The sequence below is a fragment of the Acinetobacter sp. AHP123 genome, assembly GCF_023757925.1.
Taxonomy (GTDB): domain Bacteria; phylum Pseudomonadota; class Gammaproteobacteria; order Pseudomonadales; family Moraxellaceae; genus Acinetobacter; species Acinetobacter oleivorans.
Genome location: NZ_CP092454.1, coordinates 1,319,129 through 1,336,353, shown reverse-complemented (window position 1 = coordinate 1,336,353; position 17,225 = coordinate 1,319,129). Strand labels below are relative to the sequence as shown.

13 protein-coding genes and 1 riboswitch are annotated in these 17,225 nt (G+C 40.7%); of the genes, 2 read left to right on the top strand and 11 right to left on the bottom strand.

The features are described 5' to 3' along the window. Positions 1–36: 36 nt before the first annotated feature. From recJ to MJX77_RS06305, 5 genes are all read right to left on the bottom strand, one after another. On the bottom strand, positions 37–1,737 hold the full coding sequence (gene recJ / locus MJX77_RS06325; protein ID WP_252060901.1) for a single-stranded-DNA-specific exonuclease RecJ: 1,701 nt from the start codon (positions 1,735–1,737) through the stop codon (positions 37–39). Further along, on the bottom strand, positions 1,738–2,394 hold the full coding sequence (pdxH, locus tag MJX77_RS06320) for a pyridoxamine 5'-phosphate oxidase (RefSeq protein WP_252060898.1): 657 nt from the start codon (positions 2,392–2,394) through the stop codon (positions 1,738–1,740). A gap of 10 nt (positions 2,395–2,404) precedes the next feature. Next, a complete protein-coding gene (glmM, locus tag MJX77_RS06315; protein ID WP_252060894.1) occupies positions 2,405–3,742 on the bottom strand; it encodes a phosphoglucosamine mutase in 1,338 nt (445 codons plus the stop codon). Between the two features lie 149 nt (positions 3,743–3,891). Next, positions 3,892–5,358: an IMP dehydrogenase gene (gene guaB / locus MJX77_RS06310; protein ID WP_016139870.1), complete on the bottom strand. Its 1,467-nt coding sequence runs from the start codon at positions 5,356–5,358 to the stop codon at positions 3,892–3,894. 194 nt (positions 5,359–5,552) lie between these two features. Then, positions 5,553–6,350 (bottom strand): oxygen-binding di-iron domain-containing protein, encoded by a 798-nt coding sequence (locus tag MJX77_RS06305; RefSeq protein WP_060465086.1) that lies wholly within the window; start codon positions 6,348–6,350, stop codon positions 5,553–5,555. A gap of 226 nt (positions 6,351–6,576) precedes the next feature. On the opposite strand from MJX77_RS06305, the gene MJX77_RS06300 reads away from it, so the two are divergent. After that, positions 6,577–8,715: a TonB-dependent siderophore receptor gene (locus tag MJX77_RS06300; RefSeq protein WP_252060891.1), complete on the top strand. Its 2,139-nt coding sequence runs from the start codon at positions 6,577–6,579 to the stop codon at positions 8,713–8,715. Between the two features lie 60 nt (positions 8,716–8,775). Here the strand turns inward: MJX77_RS06300 and MJX77_RS06295 are convergent, their stop codons facing one another. The 5 genes from MJX77_RS06295 to MJX77_RS06275 form a co-directional block, all read right to left on the bottom strand. Then, positions 8,776–9,351, bottom strand: coding sequence for a TMEM165/GDT1 family protein (locus MJX77_RS06295; RefSeq protein ID WP_013196598.1), 576 nt, complete (start codon positions 9,349–9,351; stop codon positions 8,776–8,778). Between the two features lie 15 nt (positions 9,352–9,366). Beyond that, positions 9,367–9,552: riboswitch (yybP-ykoY riboswitch) on the bottom strand. A 28-nt stretch (positions 9,553–9,580) separates the two neighbouring features. Next, positions 9,581–9,859, bottom strand: a complete 279-nt coding sequence (locus MJX77_RS06290) for a hypothetical protein (RefSeq protein ID WP_252060890.1) — start codon at positions 9,857–9,859, stop codon at positions 9,581–9,583. 145 nt (positions 9,860–10,004) lie between these two features. Beyond that, positions 10,005–11,978: a 2-oxo acid dehydrogenase subunit E2 gene (locus MJX77_RS06285; RefSeq protein ID WP_252060887.1), complete on the bottom strand. Its 1,974-nt coding sequence runs from the start codon at positions 11,976–11,978 to the stop codon at positions 10,005–10,007. Between the two features lie 2 nt (positions 11,979–11,980). After that, positions 11,981–14,698 carry a pyruvate dehydrogenase (acetyl-transferring), homodimeric type gene (gene aceE, locus MJX77_RS06280; protein ID WP_252060884.1) on the bottom strand — a complete coding sequence of 906 codons (2,718 nt, stop codon included), beginning with the start codon at positions 14,696–14,698 and terminating at the stop codon, positions 11,981–11,983. A 249-nt stretch (positions 14,699–14,947) separates the two neighbouring features. After that, complete coding sequence (locus MJX77_RS06275; RefSeq protein WP_005300632.1) at positions 14,948–15,640, bottom strand: M23 family metallopeptidase; 693 nt, start codon at positions 15,638–15,640, stop codon at positions 14,948–14,950. 107 nt (positions 15,641–15,747) lie between these two features. On the opposite strand from MJX77_RS06275, the gene MJX77_RS06270 reads away from it, so the two are divergent. Then, positions 15,748–16,188: a DciA family protein gene (locus MJX77_RS06270; RefSeq protein ID WP_252060880.1), complete on the top strand. Its 441-nt coding sequence runs from the start codon at positions 15,748–15,750 to the stop codon at positions 16,186–16,188. Positions 16,189–16,285: 97 nt separating this feature from the next. Here MJX77_RS06270 and lpxC read toward each other — a convergent pair whose 3' ends face one another. Next, the gene (gene lpxC / locus MJX77_RS06265) at positions 16,286–17,188 is read right to left on the bottom strand and encodes a UDP-3-O-acyl-N-acetylglucosamine deacetylase (RefSeq protein WP_004790060.1); all 903 of its coding nucleotides are present in this window, start codon (positions 17,186–17,188) and stop codon (positions 16,286–16,288) included. Between the last annotated feature and the right edge of the window lie 37 nt (positions 17,189–17,225).

Genomic DNA, 17,225 nt, shown 5'->3' with positions numbered 1-17,225 from the left:
AGTTTATAAAAAAATCCGCTCAAATGAGCGGATTTTTTATTGGTTTAAATGCACAATACGCAATTGTAAATTTACATTACCCTTAAATACATTACGGTCAATCTCATAGACCAAATGAACTTCATCTCGCATAGGATTAAATTCAAAGCGTCCAGCGGCATTAAAAGCAATCGCATCAAAAGTATATTGATCAAGAGCCAATCTAAGTTTTAGATGTGTTTCTTTAAGCCAGCGATAATCGACAACTTTAAAATGTCCTTCAAACTGAGGAAATGGGAATTTTTGCCCCCATGGTCCAAGCTGCTCTATCCAGTCCAATGTGTCTAGTTGCAAAGCCGAAGCTGGTAATTCCCCATCCGTCCATAGCGTTGCTTGAAACAAAGACTCTTCCATAGCTGCAACACAGGTAGTAAACACTGTTTTAAAAGCATCAAAATTTTCTTTACGTATCGTTAAACCTGCCGCCGCCGCATGTCCACCAAAATGGCTCACCAATTCAGGATGTTGTTCAGCAACCTGTTCAATCATATCTCGAATGTGCACACCATCAATTGAACGTGCAGATCCTTTAATATGGACACCATCTTCATCTGGTGCAAAGACAATAGCTGGGCGATGGAACTGTTCTTTTAAACGCCCTGCGACAATCCCAATCACGCCTTGATGCCAGTTTTCTTCGAACAGCACCAGAGCTGGGGGAATATCTTCTTTTGAGAGTTGCAAGCTATCTAAAGCAGATAAAGCTTGTTGCTTCATCTCTCCTTCAATTTGTCGCCGCTCTATATTCAACTGATTTAATTGTTGAGCAATCGGGTAAGCTGTTTCCATAGAGTCTGCTAATAAACACTCTATACCGATTCGCATGCTCTCCATACGCCCAGCAGCATTAATACGCGGACCTAAAACAAAACCTAGATCTTGTGCACGCAAAGACGACGCCTCTCGGCCAGCAATATCCAACAGTGCCAATATTCCAACTCGACATTGATGTTGCTGAATGCGCTTCACGCCTGCATCCACTAAAATGCGGTTGTTATAATCTAATACAGCAACATCCGCATAAGTTCCCAAAGCGACTAAATCTAGATATTGAGTGACTTTACTTGTGCTTTTATCTTGTCTGCTACGTAAACTTGCCAAATTGGCCAGCACATAAAATGCAACACCAACACCAGCAAGCGCCTTACTTGGAAAATCACAGCCTAACTGATTTGGATTAACCACCGCTTCTGCTAGAGGCGTTTCTTTTGTTGTTAAGTGGTGATCGGTAATAATAACTTGCATACCCAGCGCATGGGCTGTATCAACCCCAGCATGGCTGGAAATTCCATTATCAACTGTAATTAATAAATCGGGCTGATAAGTTTGATGTGCAAGCTCTGCAATTGCGGGGGTAAGCCCATATCCGTATTTAAATCGGTCTGGAACTAAATAGTCGACTTGTGCTCCCATATCGCGAAGCACCAATACCATTAACGCTGTGCTGGTTGCACCGTCAGCATCATAGTCGCCAACAATAACAATCTTTTTCTGTGCATCAATAGCTTGATCTATTAATGCCACAGCAGTTTCTAATCCTTTGAGCTGAGGAGCAAGTAAATTCTTAAGTTTTAGCTCTAATTCCTGCTCAGATTGTACTCCACGCCTTGCCAAAATCTCGGCAATAAACGGAGGCACGCCCTGAAACTGTTCAGGGCGTGTCAATAAAGGTCTTTGTTTGATTTGTATTTTTGTCATTTAAGGCATCAGTCGGTGCAGCGTCCATTGACCGTCGATTTTTTCATAACTCAAGCGGTCATGTAAACGATTTGGTCGCCCTTGCCAGAATTCAAAATAATCTGGTTGCAGACGATAACCGCCCCAAAACTCTGGCTTATCAAGCACTTCACGGCTTTCAACTTGCTGTTGTAAATCTTGAAAACGTTGCTGTAACAGCTCTCGGCTTTCAATTTTACCACTTTGGGGAGTACTGATATGCGCTGCAATCTGGCTATCACGTGGTCGTTTAAGATAGTAATCTGTAGATTCTTGCTCAGCAATTTTAACTACATGACCACCAACTCTCACCTGACGCTCTAGACTTGGCCAGTAAAATAATAATTCGGCATAAGGATTTTCTGCCAAATCAATACCTTTCTGACTGTCATAATTCGTATAAAAATCATAACCAGCTTCTGTGGCCCCACGTAACAATACTGTTCGAACATGGGGTCTGCCATTTGCACTTGCTGTTGCTAATGACATGGCATAGGGTTCATGCAGATTGGCTGCTAGAGCATGGTTAAACCAACCAAGAAACTGCTGATGAGGGTTAGAGTCAACCTGCCCCTCATACAACTCGCCTTGCTCATAGCTCAAGCGTAATTCACTTAGATCTTTGATGACATCACTCATGTCATGCACCTTATGCGACTTGTGCTTGTGAACGAACTGAATCTGCTAAATGCTGAGCTAAAGCATTCACTTCTTGCTCATTGTCACCTTCAACCATGACACGAATTACAGGCTCTGTTCCAGACTTACGAATCAAGATACGTCCACGACCTTTGAGCTGTGCTTCAGCTTTATCAAATTCAGTTACCAATGCTGGAATAGAATATGGATCAAGCATTTGTTCTAAACGTACATTCAAAAGAACTTGTGGGAATAATTTAAAGTCTTGAACCAATTCATGAAGAGCCTTGTTTTGCTCGACCATCACAGTTAAAACTTGAAGAGCAGCGATAATGGCATCACCAGTCGTGCTCTTGTCTAAAGTTAGAATATGACCAGAAGGTTCGCCACCTATCACCCAACCATTTTCTTCTAAAGCCTGTAGTACATAGCGGTCACCGACTTTTGCACGAACAAAATTAACATTTGCTTTTTCAAATGCAACTTCAAGTGCCATATTACTCATGACAGTACCAACAATACCCGCTGGCTTATTTTGCGCCTGAGTCGCCAAAATATATAAGATATGGTCACCATCAATTAAGTTACCAAACTTATCAACCATCACAACACGGTCAGCATCGCCATCAAAGGCAATACCTAAATCTGCTTCTTGCTCAACCACTGCTTTTTGTAAGTGTTCAGGATGTGTTGAACCACAGCCTTCATTAATATTTAAGCCATCTGGTTCATTATATAAAGCAACAACTTTTGCCCCTAGCTCACGGAAAACTGAAGGCCCAACGCTATATGCCGCGCCATGAGCACAGTCCAACACAATCTTTAAATTATTTAAATCAAAGTGGTAAGGGAATGTAGATTTACAGAATTCGATATAGCGACCATTTGCATCATTTACACGAACACTTTTACCTAAGTTTGCAGTGTCCTCAATGAATAAATCTTTTTCTAATTCGCGGTTAATTTCTTCTTGTAATGAATCCGGTAATTTTTTGCCTTCACTTGAGAAGAATTTAATCCCATTATCATAATATGGATTATGTGATGCAGAAATAACAATACCTGCATGTGCATGCAAAGCACGAGTCAGATGTGCAATTGCTGGTGTTGGTAGTGGACCAAGTAAATGAACATATACGCCAGCAGCATTTAAGCCCGCCTGCAAAGCAGATTCTAAAATGTAACCAGATAAACGAGTGTCTTTTCCTAATACAACGAGTGGTTTATTTTTTTGACTCGTTCGTTTTAATACCTTCCCTGCAGCAAAACCGAGTTTTAAAGCAAACTCTGGAGTAATAGGCATTTGCCCAAATTTTCCACGAATACCATCCGTTCCAAAATAACTCATAGCTTATCTCATTCTTACGCCACTTCAGCGGTGGCTCACTTCATATATGGCAATTCCGCCATATTTCTTTTCTTCAGTTTTACTTTACACCAAAAACAAAAAGCCGTCAGTGTAATGACGGCTTTCTTCATTGTTTTGGTTACCAAAATCTAACCAACACGATAGTTTGGAGCTTCTTTAGTAATCGTTACATCGTGAACATGTGACTCAGACATACCTGCTGAAGTAATTTTCACAAATTTCGCATTTTGGCGAAGATCTTCAATCACAGCTGAACCGGTATAACCCATCGATGAACGTAAACCACCCATCATTTGATGAACGATGTTACCCATTGGGCCTTTATATGGAACACGGCCTTCGATTCCTTCTGGTACTAACTTCTCAGCACCCGCTTTTGAATCTTGGAAATAACGGTCAGCAGAACCAGTTGCTCCCGCCATTGCACCTAATGAGCCCATACCACGGTATGCTTTGTAGTAACGACCTTGGAAAAACTCAACTTCGCCAGGCGCTTCTTCAGTACCAGCTAGAAGTGAACCAACCATGATCGTGCTTGCACCCGCACCAATCGCTTTTGCCATATCGCCAGAGAAGCGGATACCACCATCTGCAATTAAAGGAATTTGATCTTTTAGTGCGTTAGCAACGCTGTCAATCGCAGAAATTTGTGGCATACCAATACCTGCCACAATACGTGTTGTACAGATAGAACCAGGACCAATACCTACTTTTACAGCATCTGCACCTGCATCTAATAATGCTAATGCAGCATCACCAGTTGCAATGTTTCCACCAATCACTTGTACTTGAGGGAAGTTTTGTTTCACCCAACGTACACGTTCAATTACACCAGCTGAATGACCGTGTGCTGTATCAACAACGATTACGTCAACACCAGCTTCAACCAATGCTTCCACACGACTTGGTGTATCAGCACCTGTACCTACCGCAGCACCAACACGTAAGCGACCAAGATCATCTTTACAACTGTTTGGATAGCTCTCAGCTTTGCGGAAGTCAGTCACTGTAATTAAGCCTTTAAGTTCGTTGCTCTCGCCAACGACCAAGACTTTTTCAATACGGTGTTTTTGCAATAATGCTTGAATATTTTCTTTAGACTCGCCTTCACGCACAGTGACTAAACGATCTTGGCCTGTCATGATGTTGCTAACAGGTTGTTCTAAATTGGTTTCAAAACGCGTATCACGGCCTGTCACAATACCAACAACCTTGCCGTCTTTAACAACAGGTACACCGCTAATGTTATTAGCAGTGGTAATTGCAATCAGTTCACGTACTGTAGTTTCAGGCGTTACAGTGATAGGGTCTTTCACCATACCCGCTTCGAATTTCTTTACACGGCGTACTTCTGCAGCTTGAGCAGCAATATCCATGTTTTTGTGCAAAATCCCGATACCACCATTTTGTGACATCGCAATCGCCATACGTGACTCAGTCACTGTATCCATTGCAGCTGAAACTAATGGGATATTTAAATGAATGCCGCGAGTTAAACGTGTCTTTAAAGAGACATCTTTTGGGAGAACAGTAGAGTAGGCAGGAAGTAATAAGACATCATCGAAGGTTAGCGCTTCTTGAACGATGGTCAGCATAACAATCTCACTGGTAAATTCCGTGAGCTATTATAAACAAATTTCAATGCAATTTTCATATTATCTTTGCCTTTTTCAGCAATAGATGTAGAGCTGCTCTAAATAATTCCCACTTATTATCGTTTTAACGTTATTTTTTAACCCATGTTTTTGCAACCCAGAATTTTATCTGGGTTGATCATTAGACATCATATTTAGGCAGGACAACTAAAAACTTGTTCTGTCATCAAGTCGACACCACAAGGTAAAACCTCAATCCAGTCCAAAAACTGATTAATCATTTCTTTGCCAATAAATGGACTGCCATGCTGTGGAACAATCATTTCAATGTCCATCTGGCGGACCATGTTTACCCATAAACGAATAACCTTATTGGAACACATATAGCGTTGGTGAAAAGCTTTCATTTTTAGAACATGCGTATCGAAATCTGTTAAAGGTTGGTTAGCATCCTCAACAATCGAAGCTCCCATATCGCCAGAAAATAAAATTTTAGCGACTGGATCATAAAACTGAAAATTACCGACCGAATGTAGAAAATGGGCAGGAACTACAACTAACTTTGATTCCCCCAATTGAATCACTTGGCCACGGTCAGGTAATTCAATAAGACGGTCTTCCCAATTCCCTTTCATACGCTCACTCATAAATGAGGAATTTAGGTGCGGTAGAAAACGTGCCCATAATTTTGACGCCACCACTTTAGCGTCGGTATAGACTAACCAGCGTGGCATTGAAGTAATAATATCTGGATCCTGATGCGAAGCCATCACATAGTCCAGATTTTTCAAACGTGTATATTTATTTAATTCCATCGTTAATGGAACATAGGTCAAATCGCCACCCGGATCGATTACAGCAGCACGCTCATGATCAATAATTAAAAATTGATTGGCTTGGATACCTTCCCCTTTGACCAAACTGGTAAAACTAATACATTTATGTACGCCATTATCAAATAATATCTGCGATGTTGTTTTTTCAAACCCCATACAATTCCCCAAAAAAACTTTAAATATTAGATATTTTTATATCCATACTAAAATAAAGGGATTCGTTAACTCTTGCAATGAATTGCTTTATTTTTCTCATAATATTTTAAAATAGCTTTTGCTTTTCTTATTTTATAAATGAATCATAATGTTATTTAAAATTCACATGCAATAAATTAAAATAATTCTCATTATCACTTTGTCTTTTGCGCTGTCTAGACCTCCCATGAACCAAGCACCTTATTTTTCAAGCTCTAAAACATTATTAGCAGTTGCTATTTTTAGCTTAATGACAGCAAGTTATGCTGATGAAACAGCAGAAAAACAGAATTCGACCAATGTGCTACCCACAATTTCTATTCAGGCGCAAAAAGAACCCAGCTCTGCCTATGTCGCAACAAAAGCAAGTTCTGCCTTAAAATCAGATGCACCCTTATTTAAGACGGCTCAATCGGTTTCTGTGGTGACTCGTGAACAGCTCGACCAGAAACAAGCTAGAACTCTAGCAGATGCACTTGAAGGTGTTGCAGGTGTTGAAGCTGGAAAACTTGGTCGTCGTGGTTGGGATGATTTTGTTATTCGAGGGCAGACCTCTTCTGATTCGGTTTACGTAGATGGTTTAAGAGTTGGACAAAATACTTATGTTGCCACTGAACTATCAGGCATGGATCAGGTCCAAGTCTTAAAAGGCCCTGCCTCTATTAATTTCGGTTTGGTTGCACCAGGTGGTATGGTCAATTTAGTCACTAAACGACCTGAAGCAGAAAACTTTGCACGTGCTAGCATGACTTATGGCAGCTATAACTTAAAAGAAGGTACATTCGATTTAAACTATAGCCCTAATAATAGTGAAAAAGGTGCTTTTCGTTTAAATGGCCGCATCTCTGACCAACATGACCCGACAGATTATGTGTATTTTAAAAATTACTATATCTCGCCTTCTTACAACTTCGACTTAGGTGATAAAACTGACCTCTCTGTAATCGCAAGCTATCAGCATCGTGAATATATTCGTCAGCAAGGCTTGCCTGTAATTGGCACATTAAAAGACAATCCTAACGGCGCCATAGACCGAAGTTTATATATTGGCGATCCTAATTTTGGTAAATATGAAGCAGATGTTTACCGCACTGGTTATACGTTTAAACATGCCTTTGATAATGGCTGGAACTTTAACCAGAATTTTGCCGTCCAAAAAACCGAAATGGATGGCACTGCGGTTTTTGCTCAAACTAAAAAGTTTTGGGCAGACTCATCTTATACAACCATTAACCGAGCTAATAATAGTCGGCATCAAGTGATTGATAACTTAAGTTTCGCCATCGATAACCGTTTAAACAAACAGTTTGATTTATATGGCATGCAGCACGACATTAATATTGGCGTAGATGCTTTTCAGGAAAAAAGTGACTACACCAATGATAAATACGATATTGGTAATTTAAATATCTATGACCCCGTTTATGGTCAAAACGTGACATTGAAACAAAATGTTCGGGATATTAATCGTCTCAAATATTTGGGCCTCTATTTACGTGACCGCATTCAACTTAATGACCAATGGCTTTTAAGCTTGTCTGGACGCCAAGACTGGGCACAAACCCAAAGCACAAGCTTAGTTACAAGTAGTGCGAGTAAACAATCAGACAATGCATTTACGGGTAGCGCCTCTGTCATGTATACCCTTAATGACATTGTTGCCCCTTATGTCAGCTATGCCACTTCATTTACACCTAACAGTGGTACTGATGTAAATAACAATCCGTTCAAACCTGAAGAAGGAAAACAGGTTGAAGTCGGAATGAAATTACAAAGCCCTGATCAACGAGTTCAAGGTGCTATCGCTTGGTATGATTTAAAACGTCAAAATGTTTTAGTCACTGATACTGCGAATAGTGGCTATAAAGCTCAGCGTGGCGAACAGTTAACACGTGGTATTGAAACTGAGCTCAGCGCAGAAATTTTAGAAGGCTTAAAATTAACCGCTGCATATACTTACACCATTGATGCTGAAATTAGTAAAGATGCAAACTCAAGCAATGTAGGAAAAGCGCTCGATAATATTCCTGAGCATGCTTATAGCTTGTCAGCGCGCTATAAATTTGATCCAACATCAAAACTTGGCTGGTATGTTGGCGGTGGATTCCGTGGTGAAACCTATAAAACTGTCGATGGCTTAGATGTCCACATCCCAGGCTATACAGTCTTTGACACTGAAGCTGGCTATGATGCTGGACATTGGGGTGCTCAACTCGCAATCCGTAATTTATTTGATAAAGATTACTATGCAGGTGCGCTGAACGAGAATTTGGTGACGCTCGGCAACCCACGCCAAATTAACTTCACAGTGAAATTTAACTACTAAAATGACCTACAAAAAAACGCACTCGAATTGAGTGCGTTTTTTATGGCAGCTTTAAATGCTTTAGAAGAAATAATGCTGCACTAAAGTAGAGATACCTACAATTAAGAAAATTGCAGCGCCAATTTTATGAATGAGAGAGATAGATAAACGTTCAGCTAATTTATTACCAATAAATACAGCTGGAGCATTGGCAATCATCATCCCTAAGGTTGTGCCTAGCATCACCCAGAAAATGCTATCGTAACGTGCAGCTAAAGCAACTGTCGCAATCTGAGTTTTGTCACCAATTTCTGCTAAGAAAAACAGGATAAAGGTTGCACCAAAAACACCAAATTTTTGCCATCTGTTAATGCTATCTGTTTCATCATCTAGCTTATCTGGAATAAGCATCCAGAACGCCATACCAATGAAACCACCCGCAAGTACCCAAACTAAGATTTCAGGACTCAACACGGTTGTAATCCACTGCCCAAGCACAGCAGAGATACCATGGTTAATTAAAGTGGCTAAAAGAATCGCAATCAGAATAGGGATTGGCTTACGGAAACGTGCAGACAGTAAAAGGGCCAACAATTGAGTTTTATCGCCCATTTCAGCAAGGGCAACAATCGAGGTAGAAATCAGAAATTCTTGCATGTCGTTTCTCTGGCTAGCATAAATGCCCATGACCTACCGCTCCTGCTAGCCAAATATCTGCAGAGTGGTAAATCAAAGGTCTTGCCAACTCGGAAACGATGAGACGTTTAAGCTATGATGACCATGTTCTGTTGAACAATTATGTTGATCATCACCTATTCATTCAGAAATGAATAGCGGCTACTCCCCAATGAAGTATGTGCTCATTATATTCGAGCAGTTCTATTTTTCAAACAAAAAATTTTATCCATGCCCATATTAACAGCCGCCCTAAGCCTAATAGTAAAGCTAAACAGATACTTAAGTTAATAAAACCAAAATTGTTAATACCAGCTATATGTTGGGATTGAAATTCAAATGGCAAAATAAGCGTTGCCACAAATACTTCCAAACCGATTGCAACGTAGGTCATCCACTCCCAAGGAAAGTGCAAAAAACTGACCCATAATCCCATCAATAAAAATACAACCAAAAGAATCGGCAACATGATTTTTAAAAAACCCGCCATCTATTATTTCTCCTTTACCTAAAACGAGAAATTTTTCCTCTCTCGATCACTCCTTCTTAATCTTTAGATTAACCTAAAATCAATTAAATTAAATACCAAAATAAAACCCCGCCGAAGCGAGGTTTTAATGATTCATTTCAAAATATTAGATTAATAAAGTACGAATATCTTTAAGAAGTTTCGTAAGTTTATTGGTAAATCGAGCGGCATCGGCACCATTAATTACACGATGGTCATAAGACAACGACAACGGCAACATTAAGCGTGGATCAAAGTCTTTACCATTCCAAACTGGTTGCATCGTTGCAGGTGAAATACCCAAAATCGCAACTTGTGGCCAGTTTACAAGTGGTGTAAATGCTGTACCACCAATTGCGCCTAAACTTGAAATGGTGAAATTCGCACCTTGTAAGTCTTTCGGTGTTAATTTCTTATCACGTGCTTTTTGACCTAACACACCCAATTCAACTGCGATTTGCTTAATTGATTTTTGGTCTGGGTTACGAAGTACTGGCACAGTTAAACCATCAGGTGTTGCTACCGCAATTCCCATATGGATTTCATTGCGTAAGAGCACTGATTTACCGTCATCAGATAGATGACCTGCGAACTCACGCTCTTCTTTTAACAAATACGCAACTGCTTTGATAATGAATGCCATAATCGTCAGGCTGATACCTTCTTTTTTGAAGTTGCCTTTTAGCTCATTACGCCAATCTTCTAACTCAGTAATGTCAGCCAAATCAAACTGGGTGACTTGCGGAATAAAGTTGTTCAATGACAATTGCGGAATTGATACTTGCTGCAAACGCGTCAGTACTTTTTCTTCCACGCCACCAAACGCAGTGAAGTCAGGAAGCTTTGGCAAACCCGAAACAGCTGGTGCAGCCGCAGCAACTGGTGCAGCTTGTGGCGCAGTTAAACGAGTCTTCACATAAGCAAAGATATCTTCTTTAACAACACGGCCATGCTCACCAGAAGTTTTAACTTGTGACAAAATCACACCAAGTTCACGAGCAAGCTTACGTACAGCAGGACCTGCATATACTTTAGCGTTTTCGGCTTCTTGCTCTTTGGTTAACTTGTCACTACCAGATGCTGGAGCAGATACAGCCTGAGTCGGAGCAGGAGCTGCCACTTTAGGTGCTGCTGCCTGTGGAGCTGGAGCTACTTCTGCTTTTGCCGCTGGTGCAGCAGCAGGAGCTTGGCCTTCAGCTTCAATTGTTGCAAGCAATATACCTTGTGAAACCTGTTGGCCTGCTTGCAAGTGAATCGCTTTCACAACGCCCGCAACAGTACTTGGTACTTCAACAGTCGCTTTATCTGACTCAACCACAACAAGGCTTTGGTCTACATCAACTTTATCGCCAACTTGTACCAAAATTTCAGCAACAACTGCTTTGTCTACACCCAAATCAGGAACGTTAATATCAACTGGTCCAGATTGAGTAGCAGCCGCAGCTACAGTTTCTTGTTGAACTGGTGCAGGCGCTGCCGCTGGAGCTGCTGTAGAAGCAGGAGCTTCAACTGGCGCATTTGATGCAGATGTTGTTTTCACTTTAATGAGCACAACACCTTCTTTAACTGTATCGCCTTCTTTAACTTGAATGCTTTCTACAGTACCAGCAACACTACTTGGTACTTCTACAGTTGCTTTGTCAGATTCAACAACAACGATGCTTTGCTCAACATCGATTTGTTCGCCAACTTTTACTAAAATTTCACCAACAAGTGCTTTTTCAACACCAATGTCAGGAACTTGAACTTCAACCACTTGGCTAGTGGTTGCAGCTGCTGGTTGTGCAGCAACTTGTGGCGCTGCAGCAGGTGCTTCTTTTTCAGCTGCTGGTGCAGGTTTTGCCACTTCTTCTGCTTGAGCTACAGGTGCAGCACCCTCAGCTTCAAGTTCAAACAATACCGTACCTTCAGTTACGCTATCGCCTTCCTTGATTAAGATGCTTTTTACAACACCTGCTGAAGTGCTAGGCACTTCAACAGAGGCTTTATCTGACTCAAGCAGAACAAGGCTGTCATTTTCAGCAATGCTGTCACCAACTTTTACCAAAATTTCGGCAACAACTGCTTTATCTACACCAATATCAGGGGTCTTAATTTGCATGCTTAGTTCCCCTCACCTGTTTGCGTTTCATGGTATTCAGCAACTGCCTGAACTTCTGGATGTGCTTGTGGAGCCCATGCCACTGGACGATCAGTATCTAACTCAAAGTTAGAAATTGCATCTTTAACTAAACGTGCATCTACTTCACCTTCGTCAGCTAATTTTTTCAAAGTAGCAACAACGATATGTGCAGCATCAACACCAAAGAAACTACGCAAGTTAGCACGTGTATCTGAGCGACCATAACCATCTGTACCCAATGCAACAAATGGGCGACCATCTGGAAGATAAGCACGGATTTGTTCGCTATACGCACGCATATGGTCTGTTGCCGAAACAACAATACCTTCTGTACCGCGTAATTGTTTAGATACCCAAGACTCTTTCACTTCTTCAGTAAGTGGGTGTAAGCGGTTGTATTCTTCACATGCCATACCATCACGCGACAACTCATTGAAGCTTGTTACACTCCAAACGTTTGAATGGATTTGGTATTCATCACGTAAGATTTTCGCAGCTTTGATCACTTCACGAAGAATTACACCTGAACCAAGTAATTGAACAGTTGCTTTTTCATCTTTTTCGAACAAGTACATACCACGTTTAATGCCTTCCTCAGCGCCTTCTGGCATTGCAGGATGCTCGTAGTTTTCGTTCATTACAGTTAAGTAATAGAACACACGCTCTTGGTTCACATACATACGTTGTAAACCGTCATGTACGATTACAGCTAATTCGTAACCAAAACATGGATCATAAGATACACAGTTTGGAATCGTGTTCGCCAAGATATGTGAATGACCATCTTGGTGCTGTAAACCTTCACCGTTCAATGTGGTACGACCAGCAGTTGCACCTAACAAGAAACCTTGAGCTTGTGCATCGCCCGCAGCCCATGCAATATCACCAATACGTTGGAAACCAAACATTGAGTAGTACATGTACATTGGAATCATTGGCAAGTTATTAGTTGAATAACTTGTTGCCAACGCAGCCCATGCGCTCATCGCACCAGCTTCGTTAATCCCTTCTTGAAGCATGTGACCATCACTTGCTTCACGGTAATGCATTAATTGCTCTTGGTCTTCTGGAGTATATTTCTGACCGTGAGCAGCATAAATACCAAGCTGACGGAACATACCTTCTAAACCAAATGTACGTGCTTCATCTGGAACGATTGGCACTACGCGGTCTTTAATTGCTTTTTCTTTAAGTAAAGCAGCAATTAAACGAACCATCACCATCGTAGTAGATTGCTCTTTACCACCTGAACCGTTTAATACTGCATCAAATACAGATAATTCAGGAATCGCTAAAATTTCACTCTCACGACGACGTGCTGGCAGGTAACCACCTAACGCTTCACGACGCGCTTTCATGTACTTCATTTCTGGAGAGTTTTCACTCGGGCGATAGAATGGAAGCTCTTCTAACTTATCATCTGTAAATGGCAGGTTAAAACGGTCACGTACATATTTTAAAGAGTCGATCTGCATTTTTTTGATTTGGTGAGTTTTGTTCACCGCTTCAATTTCTTCAGACAAACCATAACCTTTAACAGTTTTCGCAAGAATAACTGTTGGTTGACCTTTGGCTTTCATTGCTTCTGCATAGGCTGCAAAAACTTTGTAAGGGTCATGGCCACCACGGTTGAGATTATCGATGTCTTCATCGCTTAAATCTTTTACAAGTTCCGCAGCTTCTGGGTACTTGCCAAAGAATTTCTCACGTGTATATGCTCCACCTTTCACTTGATAGCGTTGGTATTCACCATCAACAGTTTCTTCCATTACCGCTTTTAAAGCGCCTGTGTTGTCTTTTGCAAGTAGCGGATCCCAATGACGGCCCCATACTACTTTAATGACACGCCAGCCCGCACCACGGAATAAAGATTCTAATTCTTGAATGATTTTACCGTTACCACGTACAGGACCATCTAGACGCTGTAAGTTACAGTTAACAACCCAGATCAAGTTATCAAGTTTTTCACGACCAGCAAGTGAAATTGCACCAGTACTTTCTGGTTCATCCATCTCACCATCGCCAAGATAAGCCCAGACTTTACGATTTTCTTCTTTGATCAAGCCACGGTTCATCAAATATTTTTGAATGTGCGCTTGATAAATCGACATGATTGGACCAAGACCCATTGATACAGTTGGGAATTGCCAATAGTCCGGCATTAAATATGGATGTGGATAGCTTGGTAAACCGTTACCGCCAACTTCACGGCGGAAATTACTTAACTGTTCTTCAGTTAAACGTCCTTCAAGGAATGAACGTGCATAAATACCAGGAGCACAGTGTCCTTGGTAATAAATCATATCTCCGCCAAAGTTATCGCTATTTGCGCGGAAGAAATGGTTAAAACCTACGTCATATAATGTTGCACTTGATGCGAAGCTCGCCAAGTGTCCACCTAAATCATCACCTGTTTTATTCGCACGAAGTACCATTGCTAAGGCATTCCAACGAATCAATGCACGAATACGGCGTTCCATATCTTGGTCGCCTGGCATTGCAGGTTGTTCTTCAACAGAAATTGTATTTAAGTAAGGTGTATTGAGACGTTGAATTGGAACATGCTTAGCAATTGCTTGTTGGTAAAGTTTTTCCAATAAGAATGCTGCGCGCTCAGTTCCCATATGTTGTAAAACTGAATCGAATGCATCTTGCCACTCTTGGGTTTCTTGTGCATCGGAGTCACCGTAAAACGCCATAATTCACCTGTTCCTTGTTCTTTAATCTACTTTGTATTTTTACCACGTTTTACCCCTCTCTAGTTATTGCCACGGGTGAATGTGAGGGGGGCCTATTATTTTCTGAATGAATAGTCATTGACCGAGCATTAAACAAAATAACAAAAAAACGCCAATAATGGCGTTTTTTTATACAATCCTTACGTTAAAAAAGGTTTAGGCTAATTTCAGATTCATAAATTTAATAACCTTAACTTTTTAACCATGCTTTTAAGGAAGCATCGCCAAGTAAGTCGTTGGATTCTTACGTTGACCATCTTTTACTACTTCGTAGTGCAAATGTGGGCCAGTACAGCGACCAGTACAGCCTACATTGGCAATATGTTCACCTGCAGATACTTGGTCGCCTACACGTACCATTAAGCGCGAAGCATGAGCATAGCGTGTTAAGTACCCATTACCATGGTTAATTTCAACATATTGACCATAGCCAGTGCCCCAGCCAGATTTCGTTACAATACCTGGGCCTGTTGCATAGATTGGCGTGCCACTCGGAGCAGCCATATCTAAACCACCATGATGTTCGGCACGACCACTCATTGTACGACCACCGAAGTTTGAAGAAACTCGTACAGTATCAGGAAGAGGGTGAGAAACTAACCAAGAGTAAGCATTTGAAGAAGAGGCATTAAAAGAATTCTTTGCACTCGTATTGCCATATTTTTTTGCGAGCGATTCATTGTTGAGCTCAACCGTTTTTTGGCGTAAGGTCACTGAAACTTTCGCACTCGCCGGAAGATCTAAATCATCAGGATGGGTGTATGAACCTTGAGATAATGTTTTTGATAGTTGTTCCAATCGATCTGAATCAGTAGATTGGTTAATTGTTTGATAATCTGCAAAAGCAACTGATGCTGCCGAAGCGGCAAGTGAAAACGCTAATAAAATACGACGCGTGTGCATAAAAACCTCTTGAAACTGTTCTTACTCAAGTTCCTTATGATCTCTTCCTTGATATCAATCGAAATGAACGCTTAAGATGAAGACAAGAATCTATCCGAGAATGACCCATGTCTAAACCCGATAACGTTTTTCAACAAACCGGAAAACACATAAAAACAGGAAACCTTACGTTTCTAACAACGCAAGTCGCGCAATGGCAAAGACTTACGAAAATAATCCAACCCTTATTGCCCCAACCGGAACAATGGCAGGTCGTGTGTTATCAAAATGGTTCTTTAATCATTACTGGTGAAAATCAGGCGATGATTAGTCAACTCAGTTACTTACAGAACCAATATGTATCTAAATTATCTCAACTTGAAGGGTTAAAAGACTTACAAAGAATTCAGGTTCGCTTGAGAAATAAAAACCCTCCCAATATACCCTCATCTGAGCCATCTAAACCCATCCCCCCGGAAACACAAGAAATGTTACGTAGTGCAGCCGACTTTGTGAGCGACCCTAAGCTTAGCCAAGCTTTACTACGTTTGGCAAGCAATAAAAAATGATGAGCTTTCTATTTCTTAATTAGAATCGTTCTTATTATGTGATAATAATCACACTTTGAAACGTTACAATATAACGTAGCCAAGTAAAGACAATGACTTATGTCACACTGACATATGGAATTGGACATTCATTCTCGTCATTAAATGTTACAATTTCATAATTACTCGGATCACTTTGAACATTGCGTAACAACTGATTATTTAAAGCATGTCCCGATTTATAGCCATCAAACTTGGCAATAATTTGATGACCAAGTAAATACAAATCACCTACTGCATCCAAAATCTTATGTCTCACAAATTCGTCAGCGAAACGTAAGCCTTCTTCGTTCACAACACCTGTGTCATCTACACCAATGGCATTATCTAAACTTGCACCCAAGGCTAAGTTATTTGCTTTGAGGTAATCTAGATCTTTCATAAAACCAAAAGTACGAGCTTCACTGACTTCATATACAAAAGTTTCAGTAGAAAAGTCGATAGTGGCAGATTGATATTCTTTAGCAAATGCCGGATGGTCAAAATCAATCGTAAAATTTAACTGAAAACCATTATGCGGGCTAAAAATCGCTTTTTTATCATCTATTAATGCTTCAACTGGTTTTAATATTCTTATAAATTTTTTCGGCGCATCCAGCTCACGTAATCCACCTTGCATTAATAGGTAAATAAATGGGCCGGCGCTTCCATCCATAATCGGAACTTCGGACGCAGATACCTCAACAATAAGGTTATCAATTCCTAAGCCTGCAATTGCGCTCATTACATGCTCAATCGTTCCAACTTTTATATCTCCAATCACTAAATTGGAACACATGAAAGCTTCTTGAATGAGTAAAGCATTCGCATGGATTTCAACGGGCGGATCTAAATCGATACGACGAAATACAATACCTCCATCCGCGGTATGTGGAATGAAATTGATCATCACTTTTTGACCGCTATGAAGACCTATTCCACTCGCTTTTACCACACGATTGAGAGTACGTTGTTTCACCATGCTTTGTAACTTCTTTTTTAAAACCGCTATACGTTAG